12 protein-coding genes are annotated in these 15,884 nt (G+C 66.6%); all 12 read right to left on the reverse strand.

Annotated features, from left to right (window positions below; translation table 11 throughout):
• Positions 1–91 precede the first annotated feature (91 nt).
• On the reverse strand, positions 92–2,824 hold the full coding sequence (locus FLM21_RS11920; protein WP_148715773.1) for a type VI secretion system Vgr family protein: 2,733 nt from the start codon (positions 2,822–2,824) through the stop codon (positions 92–94).
• A 49-nt stretch (positions 2,825–2,873) separates the two neighbouring features.
• Positions 2,874–5,540 carry a type VI secretion system ATPase TssH gene (gene tssH / locus FLM21_RS11925; RefSeq protein WP_148715774.1) on the reverse strand — a complete coding sequence of 889 codons (2,667 nt, stop codon included), beginning with the start codon at positions 5,538–5,540 and terminating at the stop codon, positions 2,874–2,876.
• The gene (gene tssG / locus FLM21_RS11930) at positions 5,533–6,582 is read right to left on the reverse strand and encodes a type VI secretion system baseplate subunit TssG (RefSeq protein WP_148715775.1); all 1,050 of its coding nucleotides are present in this window, start codon (positions 6,580–6,582) and stop codon (positions 5,533–5,535) included. The genes tssH and tssG overlap by 8 nt, the downstream gene beginning before the upstream one ends.
• Positions 6,579–8,441: a type VI secretion system baseplate subunit TssF gene (gene tssF, locus FLM21_RS11935; RefSeq protein WP_148715776.1), complete on the reverse strand. Its 1,863-nt coding sequence runs from the start codon at positions 8,439–8,441 to the stop codon at positions 6,579–6,581. The genes tssG and tssF overlap by 4 nt, the downstream gene beginning before the upstream one ends.
• Positions 8,441–8,962, reverse strand: a complete 522-nt coding sequence (tssE, locus tag FLM21_RS11940; protein ID WP_148715777.1) for a type VI secretion system baseplate subunit TssE — start codon at positions 8,960–8,962, stop codon at positions 8,441–8,443. The genes tssF and tssE overlap by 1 nt, the downstream gene beginning before the upstream one ends.
• The gene (locus FLM21_RS11945) at positions 8,955–9,764 is read right to left on the reverse strand and encodes a type VI secretion system accessory protein TagJ (protein WP_148715778.1); all 810 of its coding nucleotides are present in this window, start codon (positions 9,762–9,764) and stop codon (positions 8,955–8,957) included. Before FLM21_RS11945 ends, tssE begins: the two co-directional genes overlap by 8 nt.
• A 50-nt stretch (positions 9,765–9,814) precedes the next feature.
• A complete protein-coding gene (locus tag FLM21_RS11950) occupies positions 9,815–10,306 on the reverse strand; it encodes an Hcp family type VI secretion system effector (RefSeq protein WP_148715779.1) in 492 nt (163 codons plus the stop codon).
• A gap of 42 nt (positions 10,307–10,348) precedes the next feature.
• Complete coding sequence (tssC, locus tag FLM21_RS11955; protein WP_148715780.1) at positions 10,349–11,848, reverse strand: type VI secretion system contractile sheath large subunit; 1,500 nt, start codon at positions 11,846–11,848, stop codon at positions 10,349–10,351.
• Positions 11,849–11,860: 12 nt separating this feature from the next.
• Entirely contained in the window at positions 11,861–12,397 is a 537-nt protein-coding gene (gene tssB, locus FLM21_RS11960) for a type VI secretion system contractile sheath small subunit (protein ID WP_148715781.1), read from the reverse strand.
• Between the two features lie 66 nt (positions 12,398–12,463).
• Positions 12,464–13,471: a type VI secretion system protein TssA gene (tssA, locus tag FLM21_RS11965; RefSeq protein WP_148715782.1), complete on the reverse strand. Its 1,008-nt coding sequence runs from the start codon at positions 13,469–13,471 to the stop codon at positions 12,464–12,466.
• Between the two features lie 8 nt (positions 13,472–13,479).
• Positions 13,480–15,213 carry a serine/threonine protein kinase gene (locus FLM21_RS11970; protein WP_222846692.1) on the reverse strand — a complete coding sequence of 578 codons (1,734 nt, stop codon included), beginning with the start codon at positions 15,211–15,213 and terminating at the stop codon, positions 13,480–13,482.
• Entirely contained in the window at positions 15,210–15,884 is a 675-nt protein-coding gene (tagF, locus tag FLM21_RS11975; protein ID WP_222846693.1) for a type VI secretion system-associated protein TagF, read from the reverse strand. The genes FLM21_RS11970 and tagF overlap by 4 nt, the downstream gene beginning before the upstream one ends.

The following is a 15,884-nucleotide window of genomic DNA, read 5'->3' on the forward strand; positions in this document are numbered from 1 at the left end:
TCCCTTGCTAGTGCTCTTGTAGATCGAAACGACCCGCTTCAGTACGCGCCAGGTAAAGGCACTGATTCGAGCGCGGCATGAAACGGGTGCATCAATTGCCGCCACCACCTCGACGGAAGATCGAGCGCCCGACAAAGCTGCCGGCCTCGCCTATCCCCTTCGCAACAAACCTGCCAGCGCTGGCAACGCCCTTGCCGGTCGCCTTGGCCGCGCTCGCCACGCCTTGCCCGGCGGTTTTCGCTGCAGAACCCGTAGCTTTGGCTGCTGAGGAAACCGTGTTCTTTACCGCATCGAGCCTGGCTTGTCGCGCCTGCCGTGCCGCCGCCTTGGCCGCATCGAAGCTGCCCTTGGTATCGTGCTTCTTGCTGAACTTGAACTTATCAGGGGTCTTGTCCTTTTTCTTTCCAAGTTCGCTTTTGTAGGTACCGCCACCCAGGATGCGGACCAACTGCCCCTTGGTGGTATGGACCATCCCTTTCTCGTACGAGGTGAGCACATTCTTGTGCTCCACCGATACCGTTTCGTTCTTGAAGAAGGTGTATTCCTTCTTGCCGATCTCGTTGCGCTTGAACTCATAGCCGTTGTAAGCGGTATTCAGCAGCGTGCCGGCCATCTTGATGCCATCAGCACTCACATTGAGCCCAGCCGCCGCACCCTTGATCGAACTGGCATCGAGGTTGAAGCGCGACTGCGTGGAAATCTTGGTTCCACTCATGCTGATCGAGCCATCGCCGAGCACCGCGTTGCTGAAACTGGTGCTGGCACCGCCCCCGCCGCTGCCTGCAGAGATCGTCACATCCCCCGCCGTCAGCGAGTGCATGCCGCCGGTGTGGTAGCTGGAGCCCTGCATCACCGTCACGGTGTGCCCCTGCGTCACCGTGGTGTAGCGGCTGCCGGTGACGGTGGTGTCGTGGTCCTGGCCGATGGTGACGATGTGCGAGCCGGTCACGTCGTGGGTATGATCGGCCAGCACCGTGTGGGCAAAGACCTGCTCGTTGGTGCGCGTCTCGGGCGCTTCGTAGGTCTTGGTGGCCGCGCCCTTCACCCGATGGGTGTAGCTGTCTTCATAAGTCTGGTCGTGCGCGCTCTTGCGCGTCACGGTGGAAGCGCCGAGTGAGGTGTGCGCCCAGGTGTTCTCGTAGGTTTCGTCGGCCTGCTTGATCACCTTGCGGGTGCTGGAACCTTCCACCGTGTGGTCGTAGTTCTGCAGGATGGCCGTGCTCTTGTTGCCCTTCACGGTCTGGCTGGCGTGGCGGCCGATGGTCTCGCTGCGGTCGTTGCCGATGTCGTGCGTCTTGTCGCGCTCCACCGTGGTGCGATGATCGAGTTCGGCGTGGAACCACAGCTCCTCCTCGCCCGGTTTATCCTCGAAACGGATCGCGTTGGCGTTCTCGGGCGAGCCCTTGAGCGAGCGGCTGACGAAGCCGCTTTGCGTGGCGCTGTCCGGCAGGCCAAAGGGCGGCATCTGGTCGGCGTTGTAAGTGCAGCCGATGACAATGGGCCGATCCGGTTCGCCAGCGATGAAATCGACAATCACCTCCTGCCCCACGCGCGGAATATACATGCCGCCGAAGGTGGAGCCGGCCCAGCTCGACGACACCCGCACCCAGCACGAGCTGTTCTCGTCCATCTGGCCGTAGCGGTCCCAGCGGAACTGCACCTTGATCCGGCCATACTGGTCGGTCCAGATTTCCTCGCCGGCAGGACCCACCACCACCGCGGTCTGCGGGCCATTGGTACGCGGCTTGGGCGTGATCCGGCGCGGGCGGAACGGCAGGCTGGTCGGCTGGGTGACGAAATCGAACTCGTAGTACGCCTGCTCGTTGCTGCTGGCGTAGCCGGGCTCCTTCAAGCGGTAGGTAACGGCAACGACCAGGTATTCACGGTTAGCTTCCGGGCGCGGGCAGTTGCGCAGCGTGAAGCGGAAACCCGGCGCCAAGCCGCGTGCAGTGGCATGACCTTCGTCGCGCTCACGTTCGGCCTGCAGTTCTTCCAGCCGGATGCGACTGTAGTGATCGGACTCGCCGTGTTCGCTGTAGCCGCCCAGCCAGTCATAGATCTCGTATTCCCCATGCTCGTGCGCAGCCGGGTTGCTGCGCTGGTTCTGCAGCCGTGCGCGCGGCGTGGTGAAGTTGTAGTCGTCCGTCACATAGCTGCCGGGGGCGATCTCCTCGGCCACGTGATAGACATCGATGCATTCCTCCTGCGCGGTGACGGCACGATCTGCCGTGAAGAACGGCACGCTGTCGTAGCCGGGAAACGGCTCGTGCGTGGCAATGTCGTCGGTCAGCACCAGCGTGTGGCTGCCCAGCGCATGCTGGAAGAAGTAGTAGATACCCTCGTGCTCCATCAGCCGGCTGACGAAGGCGAAGTCAGTCTCCTGGTACTGCACACAATAGCCCCATTGCCGGTAGCTGCCGGTGAGGCGCAACTCGAGCGCAAAGCCATATTCACCAAGCACCGTCTGCAGGATCTGCGGCACCGTCTGGTTCTGGAAGATCTTGCAGTCCTGGGTGCGCGTCAGCAGCCACAGCCACGGCCGCACCGTGGCGCGGTAACGATATTGCCGCGCCGTGTTGTCCTCGCGCCCGACCAGCATGCAGCGCGCCACGATGCCATCGAGGTAGCGCGCACCTTCGCCCTGTGTTTCCAGTTCCAGCGTCAGCGATTTGCCCAGCAAGGCCTTGAGATCGAGCGAGTGACTGTCCGACAGCAGCTCAACCTCGAATTCGAACAGTTGCGACAGCGCTTCGCTGCCGTTCATGGCGCGAAAGCGCAGCGCTTCCTCGCCAAGCGGCGTATGGGCGGTAACGATGCGATTCATCGGATGCTCCCCCTGTAAGACCAGGCCCTAGACCAAAGCCCGCGTGCGTTCATGCCATCACCTCGTCCGGCGTGAGGACGGTCGGCGCCGTGGCTTCGATCCCGTCAAAGCGACAGGCGAAGCCGGCCTCATCGGCATCCAGCGTCACGCTGGCAAGCGGCGTGGCGGTACCGGTGCGCGTCAACAGCTCGCGGCTGATCTGCGGCAATACGTGCTGGGTGAGGATGGCGTGCACCATGCGCCCGCCCGATTCGATCTCGGTGCAGCGCTGCGCCACCTGCGCGATGGCAGCCTGCGTGTAGTGGAAATGAACGCCATGCTGGCCGTGCAGCCGCGCGGCGATGCGATCAAGCTGCAGCGCGATGATGCGCGCCAACATGGCATCGGACAGCGGGTAGTACGGCACCACGGTGAGCCGCCCCAGCAAGGCAGCGGGGAACACCTGCAGCAGCGGGCTACGCAGCGCACCAGCCAGCGCTTGTGCATCGGGCAGCAAAGCCGGATCGCGGCACAACTGCTGCAACAGCTCGCTGCCGACGTTGGAGGTGAGGATGATCACCGTGTTGCGAAAATCGATGTAGCGCCCTTCCCCATCCTCCATCCAGCCCTTGTCGAACACCTGGAAGAAGATCTCGTACACATCCGGGTGAGCCTTCTCCACCTCGTCGAGCAGCACCACGCTGTAGGGCCGCCGCCGCACCGCCTCGGTGAGCACGCCACCTTCGCCATAGCCGACATAGCCCGGCGGCGCGCCCTTGAGCGTGCTGACGGTGTGCGCTTCCTGGAACTCGCTCATGTTGATGGTGATGAGATTCTGCTCGCCGCCATACAGCGTTTCGGCCAGCGCCAACGCCGTTTCGGTCTTGCCCACGCCCGAAGGGCCGGCCAGCAGGAACACGCCCACCGGCTTGGCCGGATCGTCGAGCCCGGCCCTGGCGGTCTGTACCCGGCGCGCGATCGCTTCCAGCCCGTGCTGCTGGCCGATCACCCGCTGGGCCAGCGTATCGGCCAGATTCAGCACCGCGCTGGCTTCGTCCTGCACCATGCGGCCGACGGGAATGCCGGTCCAGTCGGCGACCACGGCGGCGACCGACTGCTCGTCCACCGCAGGCAGCACCAGCGCGGATTCAGCCTGGCGGGTGGAGAGCTCGGCAAGCACCTCGCGCAGCTCGGCCAGCACGCCACGACGATGCGTCTCGTCGTGTTGCGGCAATTGCGCCAGCGTTTCGCGCAGCTCTAATACCCGTTCGGCCAGCGCCGATTCCTCGCGCCAACGCGCATCCAGCGCGCTCAGCTGCGCCTCAGCCTCGCTTAACTGCGCGGCCAGTTCCGGCAAGCGTCCGCTATCGCTCACGCCCAGCCGCGCTTCGCGCGCCAGCGTGTCCTGCTCCAGTTGCAGCGCGGTGATACGGCGCTGCGTATCCTCCAGCGCGGGCGGCAGCGCATGCTGGCTGATCGCGACGCGCGCGCAGGCGGTGTCGAGCAGGCTCACCGCCTTGTCCGGCAACTGGCGGGCGGGAATGTAGCGGTGCGACAGTGCCACCGCTGCGCGCAGGGCTTCGTCCAGCAGCAGCACGCCGTGGTGGCGTGCCAGCCGGTCGGCCACGCCGCGCAGCATGGTGATCGCGCGCGCTTCATCCGGCTCGTTCACCTGCACCACCTGGAAGCGGCGGGTCAGTGCCGGGTCCTTCTCGATATGGCGCTTGTACTCGGCCCAGGTGGTGGCACCGATGGTGCGTAGCTCGCCGCGCGCCAGCATCGGCTTCATCAGGTTGGCCGCGTCTCCCGTGCCGGCCTGGCCGCCGGCGCCCACCAGCGTGTGGATCTCGTCGATGAACAGGATCACCGGCCGGGCACTGGCCTGGACTTCGTCGATCAGCTGGCGCAACCGGCGCTCGAATTCACCCTTCACACCAGCACCCGCCTGCAACAGGCCAATGTCGAGCAACTGCAGCGACACGTCGCGCAGCGCCGGTGGCACCTCGCCGGCGGCAATCCGCAGCGCCAGGCCTTCCACCACTGCTGTCTTGCCGACGCCAGCTTCACCGGTGAGCAAGGGGTTGTTCTGGCGTCGGCGCAGCAGCACATCAATCAACTGGCGGATTTCCTCGTCGCGCCCGGTCACCGGGTCGATCTCGCCGGCCCGCGCCCGTGCGGTGAGGTCCACCGCGTATTGCTGTAGCGCCTTGCTACCGGCTTGCGGTGCAGTCGTCGGAGTCGCTGCTGGCTCGTCATGCGGTTCCGCCGAAGCCGCAGTGATGCTCGCCAGCTCATCGACCAATACGTCGGGCAGCACCCGCTCAAACTCACGCGAGATGCCGAACAGCACATGGCGCAGCGCGGCAGTCTTGAGCAGGCCCACCAGCAGGTGGGCGCCACGGATGCGGGTGGCCCCGAACTTGAGGCTGCCGTAGACCCAGGCGCGCTCCACCGCATCGTCGACATGGCCGGAAAGATCGCTCACCGCCCCAGCGCCACGCGGCAGCTTGTCGAGCGCGGCCAAGAGATCGCGCTCCAGCCGATCGCCATCGAGGCGGAAACGCTCGGCGATGCATTGCAGGTCGCCGGCCGGGCCCTGCCACAGCTGGTGCAGCCAGTGCGCCAGCTCCACATAGGGGTTGCCACGCAGGCGGCAGAAGGCGGTTGCGCTTTCCAGCGCGGCGAACAGCAGTGGATCGAGCTTGCCAAAGAGCGCGGCGCGGCTGATGTCAGACATGGTGTTTCCGTGATGTGGCGCGCGTGCGCCGTGAGTAATCGACGATGAGATCGTCCGCCGGGCCGCGCTGGGGACGACGCCCCAGCCAGCTGCCCAAGCCTAGCGGCTGGCCCTGGCTCAGCGCGCCGGCCGGCACCGCATCAAACGCCAGCAGCAGTTGCACATCCCAGGTCAGCTCCAGCCCCACGTAGTCATCCACCCAGCGCTGCAGCAGTTTGGCGGCATCGCCACCGGGCAGGAAACGGCGATAACTGGCCAGCGGCATCGGGCCCAGCACCAGCCGGAAGCGCGATTGCGCATCGCGCACCGCGATCCCCAGCGTGCTGCCCTGCCCCAATGCTTGACCCATGCGGGTGCCCAGCGTCAGGCAGTGCTCGGGGTCCAGCTTCACCCAGTGCGGCACGTGCTCGATCAGCCGCACCGGCAGCTCGAAATAGCTTTGCAGTATCTGCTGCAGGCCTTCCGGATTGCGGGTCTGCCGCGCCAAGTGGCTCGCCTGGAAATAGCGCGCATGCAGGCCGATGTCGTCGCGCCGCGCGGCCTGCAGATCGAGCGCAAGCAGGCTGGCCACATAGCCATCGAAGCGCCCGGCGCCGGGCGTATCGAGGCTGGCTGTCGATTGCGCATCGGCCCAGGCGCGATAGAACAGCAGGATCAATCGATGGTGGAACAGATCGGCAAACGCGGTCAGCGTTGGATCGTCGTGGATGCGTTCGCGCTCGCGTGCGTATTCGGTGAGGTGCAGTGGCAAGGCGCCGTTGGGGCCGAACAGGCCGAAACCGTAGATGGCGAGCTTGGGCCGCGCCGCTGCGGTTTCGTCCAGATCCGCCACCATGGAAGGCGCGAACGACAACGACGCGCGCTGACCCAGCCGGATCGGCTCCTCCTCCGGGAGCGACGCGCGGCCCAGCGGCACGGCGCTGTCCTTGCGCGCATCCAGCCAGCGCAGCAGCTGGAACAGATCATGCGCGTACGGGGCCTCGCGCAGTGCCTGCCACTGTGGGCGATCAAACAAAGGCAGGAGGCGATGCGGTGCGTTCATGCCACCGGCCTCGCGCCCATCCGGGGCGTCCAATCGGCGAGCCGGCCACGCTGCAAGCTGTGCAGGCTGAGCTCGGTAAAGAGGTTGATCGCTACATGCCGGGCGAAGAACTGCTCCAGCACCGCGCCGAACAGATAGGGGCTGTCGCCGGCAAAGCCCTGCTCATCGAGCGTGATCGCCACATGCACACCACGGCCGTGCACCAATGGGCCGGGCACGGGCAGCCGCCGGAACACCGGGCTGAAGGTCACGCGGCGCAGGCTGTCCACCTGGCGCTGCAGGCTGGTTTCCGCCTCACCCAGGTACAACCCCAGCAACTGGCGCAACACGCTGGCGCCGGCTTCACCATCCTGTTCGGCCAGGCCCTGGTAATTGAGGCCGAGATGGCTGATCAGCTTCCAGGCCATGGCGCCATCGGCCAGCGCCGGGCGCGGCGGGGTCGGCGCGCGTAGCACCTTGATGGCGCCCACCGGCGCCGAAACGGCCAGCGAGAAATCGCTTGCGCCATCCAGCGGCAGCAACTGCGCCAGATCACGGTTGGTGCAAAGCGTCTCGACCGCGAGGTGGCGCAGGTTGGCGCTGAAGGGGGCATCGTGCTGGTCGACCAGCGAGATGAAGGCTTCACTGCCGACATAAGCAGTGCGCGTGCCCTCGCGCCGCGCCTTGTCCGACAGCAGGCGCGGCTCGCGCCGCAGCGTGTAGTAGGCGCCGTAGTCGCGGCGGTCCGCGCCGAACGAGGCGTAGAACGGTCTGAATTCGCGCTCTGGCGCGTCGCCACTGTGCCCGACCATGCGCGTCACACTGTGTACTTCGTAGTCGAGCGGCCGGGTGCGATCGACCACCAGGTGGTATTCGTGCGTCTGCGGCGTGACCAGCACACGATCGGTGCGCTTGGGAAACAAATTCACCGCCGGCGTGCAGTGCAGCGCCAGGTCGTCTTCGTTCACGTTGCGCGCCAGCGCCGCATCGTCTTCATCGAGCAGCAGCAGGATCTCGAACTGGTTGCCCGATAGCCCGCGCAGCGCGGGTTGCAGTTGGCCGATGCTGAAGAACAACAGTCGCGCCGGGCAGGCGAAGTACTCCTGCAGCAGCCGGTAGCCCTGGAAGGTGCGGCCATCGTTCGGCAACAAAGCCTGGTCAGCGGCAAGGCCCTCGTGGCGCAGCGCTTCCGGCGCGATGGCGGCGCTCCAGCGTCCGCTGGTGCCGGGCTCGCGGCAATGGATCGCCACCGTGTGCCCCAGCACCAGCTCCAGCAGGCGCAGTGCGCGCTGCTCGGGCCCGGCCAGATGGAACACCAGTTGGTCGAGCGGCAGCGTGTTGCAGCGCTGGCCACCGCCAATGGTCAGCCCGATGCGCAAGGCGGTGCGGCTGCGCGCCCGTTGCGGCCCCGCTGGCACATCGGCCGGCACGGGGGCGAAGCGCACGCTGTTGAGGGTGAGTGGCCACAATGTCAGCGCGTGGCCGGTGCGGAACTCGCACGCGGTCTGCTCGCCGCGCGTTGGATTGGCGCGCAAGGCCGTGCCTGCCGGCAGGGTGAAGCCGGCGGCGAGGCTGCCCTCATTCAGGCTGGCCTGCAGCCGCACGATGGCCATGGCCGGCGTCGGCGCCAGGTAGTTCGGGTAGACCACGTCGAGCAACTGCTGCGAGAAGCGCGGGAACTCGGCGTCCATCTTCAACTGGACGCGGGCGGTCAGGAAGGCAAAGCCTTCGAGCAGCCGCTCCACATAAGGGTCGGCCACCTCGATGCCCTGCATGCCAAGGCGCGACGCCACCTTGGGATACTGCGCCGCGAACTCGGAGCCCATTTCACGCAGGTAGCCCAGTTCGCGGTTGTAGTAGTCGAGCAGCCGTGCGTCCATCAGCCCTCCACCAGATCGCGCAGCACCGTGTGGCCGCTTTCGAGATCGAGTTCAGAGCGCACCATAAAAGCCAGCGGATAGGGCTGCGCCCACAACCGCGCGCGGATCTCGAACGCCAGCTCGTTGCGCAGCGCCAACGTATCGAGGTGGCTGACGCACGCCACTTCCACGCTGTCGGGCAACAGCCGCGGTTCGTAGTGCAGGATGGCGAGGCGAATGCCGTTGGCGAGCTCCTGGCAGTCAAGCTCGGAGACGCGCTTGCCGGCCAGCGGCAGCACGCCGTAGTTGAGCACCGAGCGCCGTGCCTCGTGAAAGCGCGACAGATCGACCCCGGCGGCGAGGCTGGTGGCGTTGAGCAACCAGCCCAGATCGCGCAGCACGGCCGTGCGCAAGGCGGCACTGCCCTGCCCCGGCATGTCGGCTTCGCTGCGCTGCGTCGGCTGCGTATCGGTCAGTCGATCGAGCAGCGCGGGCATCAGCCGCTCGCGGCTGCGCACACCATCGCTTTGCGGCTTACGCATCGTGCGCCTCCGCGAACACCAGCTCGCGCAGATCGAGTTGGGCGTATTCGTCGTGTTCGGTCAGCCACATCCGCTGGCCGATGCCGTAGTAATCGTCGTCACCCAGCCCAGCCCAGTCGGTACGGCGCGCCAGCAGCTGCGCGTCATCCAGGGGCGTTGTCGATGGATAGCGAGTGGGCACGAAGCCGACCTGGCGGCTGCCATCGACGAGTTCGATCTCGGCGTGTTGCCAGATCAGATCGCACAGTGCGACGGGCGGCGCGAGGCGCACGCTGCGCAGTGCGCAAAACGGCAGCCAGCCATAGTGGCTGCTGCTGATGAATTCGAGCACCGGCCCCAAGCGGCTATCGCCGTCGGCGAGCCAGTCGCCACGGTGCTGGGTGTCGTCGGCCAAGGTCAGCGTACAGGGCGACATCGGCGCCGCCGCACGGGCCTGGCTGCGTAGCGTGGCAGCGGCCAGCGCTTCGCCTCGCGCATCTTCGCGCAGCGCATCGATCAGGCACTGCAGCCACGCTTGCGGATGGGCCAGTTGTGGAACGGCGGCACCGGCGAACACGGCGTGGCGCTGCTGTTCGGCGGCCAGCGCGCCGGCGTAGGCCGACTGCAATCCGCCCGCCTGCGGCTGCAACAGCGCGCAGGTCTCCAGCTGCGCCGCGGCGCGGGCCCAGTCGCCGTGCAGCGCCAACAGCTGAAACAACGCGGCACGCAGGTCGGCATCGGCCGGGCGCTGGCGCACTTGCGCTTCCAGACTCGCCAGCTGCGTGGCCAGCGTGACGTGATCGATGGGGTCGAGGCGGTTCATGGTATGGAGCCAATTGCGGCGGGCAGCCCAAGGGCCACCCGCCATGGTGCTTACATTTCCTTGTTTTCCTTGATGTTCCATGCCACCGCGATCTCGGCACCCTGGCCGCCACGGTCGGTCTGCTCCCAGTACTGCTTGCGCACGCGCGCGGCCTGGAAGCCGTAGTTCATGATCAAGCGCTCCTGCGGATCGTTCGGGTCGGTACCCTTGACCTGGGCCGAGGTCACCAGCACCTCTTCCAGCGTGATCTTGGCGAACTCGATCTGGTCGCCGCCGGACTTGCAGGCGGAGAGCTCGATCTTGTCCAGGTGCTTGCCGGTGGCGCAGTGCTTGATGATGGCCGGACTGGATTTATCCATGTAGGCCGTCACGTACAGGTCGTTGAAGCTGGCCTTGCCCGCGCCACCGCCACCGCCTGCCGCCATGGAACCAGGCTGGCTCGCGCCCCAGGAGAACGACTGGATGTCGCTCCAGCCCTTGTGCTTGCTGTCCTTCGATTCGCCGGTGGTGCCATCCACCTTCATGAACATTGATGCGGCCATGGGTTACTACTCCTTTGTCGATATGGGGGAGATTGCCGGGATTCAGCCGTCGGCCTCTTTCAGCGACGGCAGCTTGGAAACCAGCCGCAGGGATACGGTCAGCCCTTCGAGCTGGTAATGCGGGCGCAGGAAGAACTTGGCGGCGTAGTAGCCGGGGTTGTCCTCCTGCTCTTCGACCAGGACCTCGGCGGCGGCCAGCGGCTTGCGCGCCTTGGTCTCCTGCGACGAGTTGGCTGGATCGCCATCGACGTAGTTCATGATCCAGCCGTTGAGCCAGCGCTCCATCTCGTCGCGCTCGCGGAACGAGCCGATCTTGTCGCGCACGATGCACTTGAGGTAATGCGCGAAGCGGCAGCAGGCGAACAGGTACGGCAGGCGCGCCGAGAGCCGCGCATTGGCCGAGGCGTCGGCGTCGGTGTATTCGGCCGGCTGCTGCAGCGATTGCGCGCCGATGAAGGCGGCGAAATCCGAGTTCTTGCGATGGATCAGCGGCATGAAGCCGTTCTTGGCGAGCTCCGCCTCGCGCCGGTCGCTGATGGCGATCTCGGTCGGGCACTTCATGTCGACGCCACCGTCGTCGGTCGGGAAGCTGTGGGTGGGCAGGTTTTCCACCGAACCGCCCGATTCCACGCCGCGGATCGACGAGCACCAGCCGTATTGCTTGAACGAGCGGTTGATGTTCACGCCCATGGCATAGGCCGAGTTGGCCCAGGTATAGCGATCGTGGTTCGCGCTGTCGGTGTCTTCCTCGAAATCGAACTCGTCCACTGGGTTGGTACGCGCGCCGTAAGGCAGGCGGGCCAGGAAACGCGGCACGGTGAGCGCGAGGTAGCGCGCATCTTCCGAGGCACGCAGGCTGCGCCAGGCGGCGTATTCGGTGTTCTGGAAGATCTTGGTCAGATCACGCGGATTGGCCAGCTCCTGCCACGATTCCATCTGCATCACGGCAGGTGCCGCAGCGGCGATGAAGGGGCAATGCGCGGCGGCGGCGATGCGGGCAAGCTCGCCCAGCGTTTCGACATCGGGCGGGCTGTGATCGAACTGGAAATCACCGATCAGGCAGCCGAAGGGCTCTCCACCGAACTGGCCGTATTCCTCTTCGTACACCTTCTTGAACAGCGGTCCCTGATCCCAGCCCACGCCCTTGTGGCGCTTGAGATTGCGCGCCAGCTCCTTCTTGGAGATCGGCAGCACGCGAATCTTCAGAAGCTCGTCGGTCTCGGTGTTGTTCACCAGGTGATGCAGGCCGCGCCACGCCCCTTCCAGCTGCTGGAACTCGGCATGGTGCAGCACCTCGTTCACCTGCTCGGAGAGCTTGCGGTCGATTTCGGCGATGATGGCCTGGATGGCACCGTAGGCATCGGCCGAGATGGTCACGCTCTGGTGTAGCGCCTGCTGCGCCAGCGTGCGCACGGCATTCTCGACGGCGCTCCTGGCCTGCTCGGTCTTGGGGCGGAATTCCTTCTGCAGCAGCGCGGCGAATTCGCTCTCGGCATATTCGGTTTCGCGCTCGCGGGTCAGCAGCGTATCGGCCTGGTTCATGGTCGCCTCCGGTCAGCGCGCATCGGTGGTGGGGTCGGCCAGCTCGGCGGCGGGCGTGCTGGCCAGCACCTGCAGCAAGGCTGGGTCCTGCAGCACGCGGCCGATCAGCTCCTCTGCGCCGCTCTTGCCATCCATGTAGGAGAGCAGGTTGGCGAGCTGGGTACGGGCGTCCAGCAGCTTGCCCAGCGGCTCGACCTTGCGTGCCACGTGGGCCGGCGAAAAATCGTCCAGCCGCTCGAAGGTCAGGTCGACCTGCAGCAGCCCGTCGCCCGTCAGCGTGTTCGGCACCTGGAAGGCCACACGTGGTTGCAGCGATTTCATGCGCTCGTCGAAGTTGTCGATGTCCACTTCCATGAACTTGCGCTCGGCCAGCTCAGGCAGCGGCTCGTGCGGCTTGCCGGCCAGATCGGCCAGCACGCCCATCACGAAGGGCAGCTGCACCTTGCGCTCCGCGCCGTAGATTTCGACGTCGTACTCGATCTGCACGCGCGGCGCGCGATTGCGCGCGACGAACTTCTGGCCGCTGCCGGCGTTTCTGTGATCAGCCATGGTCTTGGGCTCCTCGGTGGGACAACGGTCGGGTGGCGCTCACGGCGCCCGATAGGAAGCGGCAGGTCATCCATTGCTCCTGCCGATCAGGAGATCGATCTGGCCCAGGCTGTCGGGCGCCAGATCGCGCACGATGTCGTAGAAGCCGAGCTGCATCAGCCGCTGCGCCCGTCGCAACAGGATGGGCGCCGGGTGGCTGGGCTCGTGACGTTCCAGGTAGTGGCAGATCTTGTCGAGCAGCAGGTGCACGTCTTCGCGGCTGGCGAGCTCCAGCGCGCGCCAGTCCACGCCGCTTTGAACGAGCGGCGCTGCCGCCACCGGCGTCGCGGCATCCAGCGTGGCAGGGGCGCGCTCCAGGCTGGGCTGGCAGATATCAAGCACCCGTTGCAGCACGCGGCGTGCCCCGGCGGTATCCGGCACCCAGGCGATGCCCAGCGTCTCTTCGCAGTGGGCAGTGATGGCATCCAGGGCGGCAATCGCGGCGGGCAAGGCGCGCAAGCTCGGGTCGCCCCCTGCCCATGCACGGGTGAGCTCACCACGCAGCCGGTCGCTACCACCGGGGAAGACATCTGCCGCCCCATCGAGCACCGGTTCTGCATCACGCCAGGCCAGGCCCGTGGCCGCCAGTGGCGCGGCGCGTAGCGCGCGCAGGCCCTGCTGTGGGTCGACCAGCCCGGCCAGTGCGTTGTGCCGTGGCAGCGGGTCGGTCACGCCATCCTCTTCGAGCGCCGGATGCAGCACCGGGCCGAACTGTGCCAGCAAGCCGGCCACCAATTGCAGTCCGTCGGCGTAGCCGGCGAGCCCATGCAGCTCCGTCCACGCCTGCCCCAGCAACACCGCCACGCGCAGATCCTTGCTGCGTGCCAGCAGCGCCTCGGCCTGCACGGCCACCTCGCGCCATTCGGGCTGCTGCGCCGGGATGATGGTGTCGCCGTACTGCTGTTCGGAGCGCGGCTGGGCCGCCTGCATCAGCTGCAGGAAACCCGCGTCGTACTCCAGGTCCGGCCCGCCGGGCGCGGTGTCGCTGACCGGCGCCAACAGTGCCGTGAATCGATCGGACAGGGGTGGGTGCATCGTGGCGTTCATTCGAAGCGGTGTCCGATCACGTTGCCGCTGCTACCGGCCACCAGCTCGATGCGGGTGCGGAACGGCGTCAGCGTGCCATTGCGGATTTCGATGTCGTAGCTGCCCGGCGCGAGCGACAAGGACTTCAGCGGCGGGCTCACCCCGCGCTTGCTGCCGTTCACGTACACCTCGCCCCAGGGCGCAATCTGCAACTTCACCGCCAGCGGTTTGGCTTCCGGCGTCGGCGTGATGGAGGGCAAGGCCTGCTCACGCGCTACGGCCTCGGCCAATGCTTTACGCGCCTCGATTTCGTGGCTGCCGCCGACGTAGCGCTGCAGGTAATCCTGATAAGCCGCAGCGGTACCGAGCGAACGCGCCTCCAGCCACGCGGCCTCGGCCACATCGACGGCCGGCGTCGGCAGTACTGCCACGGCAGAGGCCGGCGCAGCGGTCGGCACGGGCGCCACCGTGGGGACCGGTGTCGCCGGGCGTGGGCTGGGTTGCGGGCTGTCGGCGGCCACCAGCTGGACTTCGACCGGTTGGCGCGACTGCAGCAAGGCAAAGGCCCCACCACCAAGCAGCAATACGGCGGCACCCGCCGCGAGCGCCCAGACGCCCCAGCGCCGCCGAACCGGCTGCGCCGGCGCCAATAATGTCGCCGTTTCGGGGGATGATGCAGGCAATGGCTCGGCCACTGGCTCCGGAACGATTGCTACGGCGGGTTCAACGGACTCGGCGGATTGGGCCGGTGCCACTACCGCTTCCTGCTCCAGCTCGGGCGTCGGTAACGCAGCCGGTGCGATGGGCGTGACGTCTGGCACGCTGTACTGCCCCGGCGCGTTGGATTGCAGCCCCAGCAAGGCGGCGAAGGCGACCACATTCTGCGGCCGATCCTCGATCCTTACCTGCAGTGCCTTGTCCGCAGCTTGCAGCAGGCGCTGGCTGTAGCCCAGCGCGCGGCCGGCCAGCGGCACGTAGCTGTCCTGGATGCTGCGCACCACGGCGGCCGGCGGCAACTCGCCACTGACCAGCACATGGATCACCGCGCCCAGCGCGTAGAGATCAGTCCACGGCCCCTGGCGGAAGGCGGGATCGTCGGTGTATTGCTCGATCGGCGCGTAGCCGGGCTTGAGCATGATGGTGCTGTCGTCGACCAGATCGCCGATCAGCTTGCGCGCGGCACCGAAGTCGAGCAGTACCGGGCGGCCGTCGGGCTGGATCAGGATGTTGTCGAGCGCGATGTCGCGGTGGAAGCATTGCGCGCGATGCAGCGTTTCCAGCGCGCCGAGCAGCGCCGCCATCAGTCGCAGCACCTCGGCCTCCGCCAGCGCCCTGCCCCCGGCCAGCCTTTGCTTCAGCGTCTGGCCTTCGTAGTACGGCGTCGCCATATAGGCGGTGCCGTGGTCTTCCCAGAAGCGCAATACCTTGATGAGGCCCGGATGGTCGAACTGCGCCAGCAACCGTGCCTCGTTGATGAAGCCGCTCTGCCCGGCGCGGAAAGTGGCGGCATAGCGATCGCTGCGCAGCGAGACGGTCAAGTCACCGCGGCGGATCGCCAGCATGCTGGGCATGTATTCCTTGATCGCCACTACCCGCTGCAGCGCATGGTCGAACGCGCGGTAGACGATGCCGAAGCCGCCCACGCCCAGCACGCCGGTGATCTCCAGCTCGCCCATGCGATGGCCCAGCGGCAGCGGCTGCGTCGGGCCGGATTCGATGGTCGTGATGTCGTTCAGCATCTCGGTGCTCATGCGGCATATCCCTGAGGGCCGAACAGGCGGGCGAACAGCGCGTTGTTGAGCGCACCGGTGTGGGCATGGGTCTGCAAGGGCGAGCCGTCGCCCTGGTGGGTCCACCAGAAGCTGGTGGTGCCCCCGGCATCGAAGTACTGCGACAGCCCCGGCCACGCCGTCACGCCGGTCGCGGCGGGATCGAGCACGCCAGGGGCGCTGCTGCGTGGCATGGCACCGCGCCAGGCGCCGGGCAGCGACGCGAGCGCGCTGCTCAACCGGTCCGGCGAATGACCGTGGCGGATGGCGGCCAGCAAGGCCGCGCCGGTGTGTTCATAGATCACTGCCGCCTGGTCGAGGCCGGTGCCGACGAAGCCCGCCAGCGGCAGCTGCAACATGGCAGCCACCGGGTAATAGCGCCCTACCCGATCGCAACTGGGCGCCAGCGAACCCAACTGCACGTAGTCAGCTCCCAATCCTGCCGGCAGCAGGAAATTCCATACCGGTGCCACTGCGTAATGGCGCGGCAGCATCTGCGGATCAGCCTGCTGCAGCGCCGCGAGGCCCTGCTGCATCCAGTGCTCCCACCCTCGCAACAAGGCATAGGGCAAATCGCGGGCCACGAAATCGCCGGCGGCAGGAATTTTGCCGTACCAGCCGACCTGCCCCAGCGACAAGGTGCGTGCAGCCAT

Origin of the sequence: Chitinolyticbacter meiyuanensis (assembly GCF_008033135.1) — a bacterium.
GTDB lineage: Bacteria > Pseudomonadota > Gammaproteobacteria > Burkholderiales > Chitinibacteraceae > Chitinolyticbacter > Chitinolyticbacter meiyuanensis.

Bases quoted from the DNA above. Each gene is read 5' to 3' on its own strand.
- FLM21_RS11920 (WP_148715773.1), bottom strand. From the start codon at position 2,824: ATGAATCGCATCGTTACCGCCCATACGCCGCTTGGCGAGGAAGCGCTG.
- tssG (WP_148715775.1), bottom strand. From the start codon at position 6,582: ATGAACGCACCGCATCGCCTCCTGCCTTTGTTTGATCGCCCACAGTGG.
- FLM21_RS11945 (WP_148715778.1), bottom strand. From the start codon at position 9,764: ATGAACCGCCTCGACCCCATCGATCACGTCACGCTGGCCACGCAGCTG.
- tssF (WP_148715776.1), bottom strand. From the start codon at position 8,441: ATGGACGCACGGCTGCTCGACTACTACAACCGCGAACTGGGCTACCTG.
- tssH (WP_148715774.1), bottom strand. From the start codon at position 5,540: ATGTCTGACATCAGCCGCGCCGCGCTCTTTGGCAAGCTCGATCCACTG.
- tssE (WP_148715777.1), bottom strand. From the start codon at position 8,962: ATGCGTAAGCCGCAAAGCGATGGTGTGCGCAGCCGCGAGCGGCTGATG.
- tagF (WP_222846693.1), bottom strand. From the start codon at position 15,884: ATGGCTGCACGCACCTTGTCGCTGGGGCAGGTCGGCTGGTACGGCAAA.
- FLM21_RS11950 (WP_148715779.1), bottom strand. From the start codon at position 10,306: ATGGCCGCATCAATGTTCATGAAGGTGGATGGCACCACCGGCGAATCG.
- tssC (WP_148715780.1), bottom strand. From the start codon at position 11,848: ATGAACCAGGCCGATACGCTGCTGACCCGCGAGCGCGAAACCGAATAT.
- tssB (WP_148715781.1), bottom strand. From the start codon at position 12,397: ATGGCTGATCACAGAAACGCCGGCAGCGGCCAGAAGTTCGTCGCGCGC.
- FLM21_RS11970 (WP_222846692.1), bottom strand. From the start codon at position 15,213: ATGAGCACCGAGATGCTGAACGACATCACGACCATCGAATCCGGCCCG.
- tssA (WP_148715782.1), bottom strand. From the start codon at position 13,471: ATGCACCCACCCCTGTCCGATCGATTCACGGCACTGTTGGCGCCGGTC.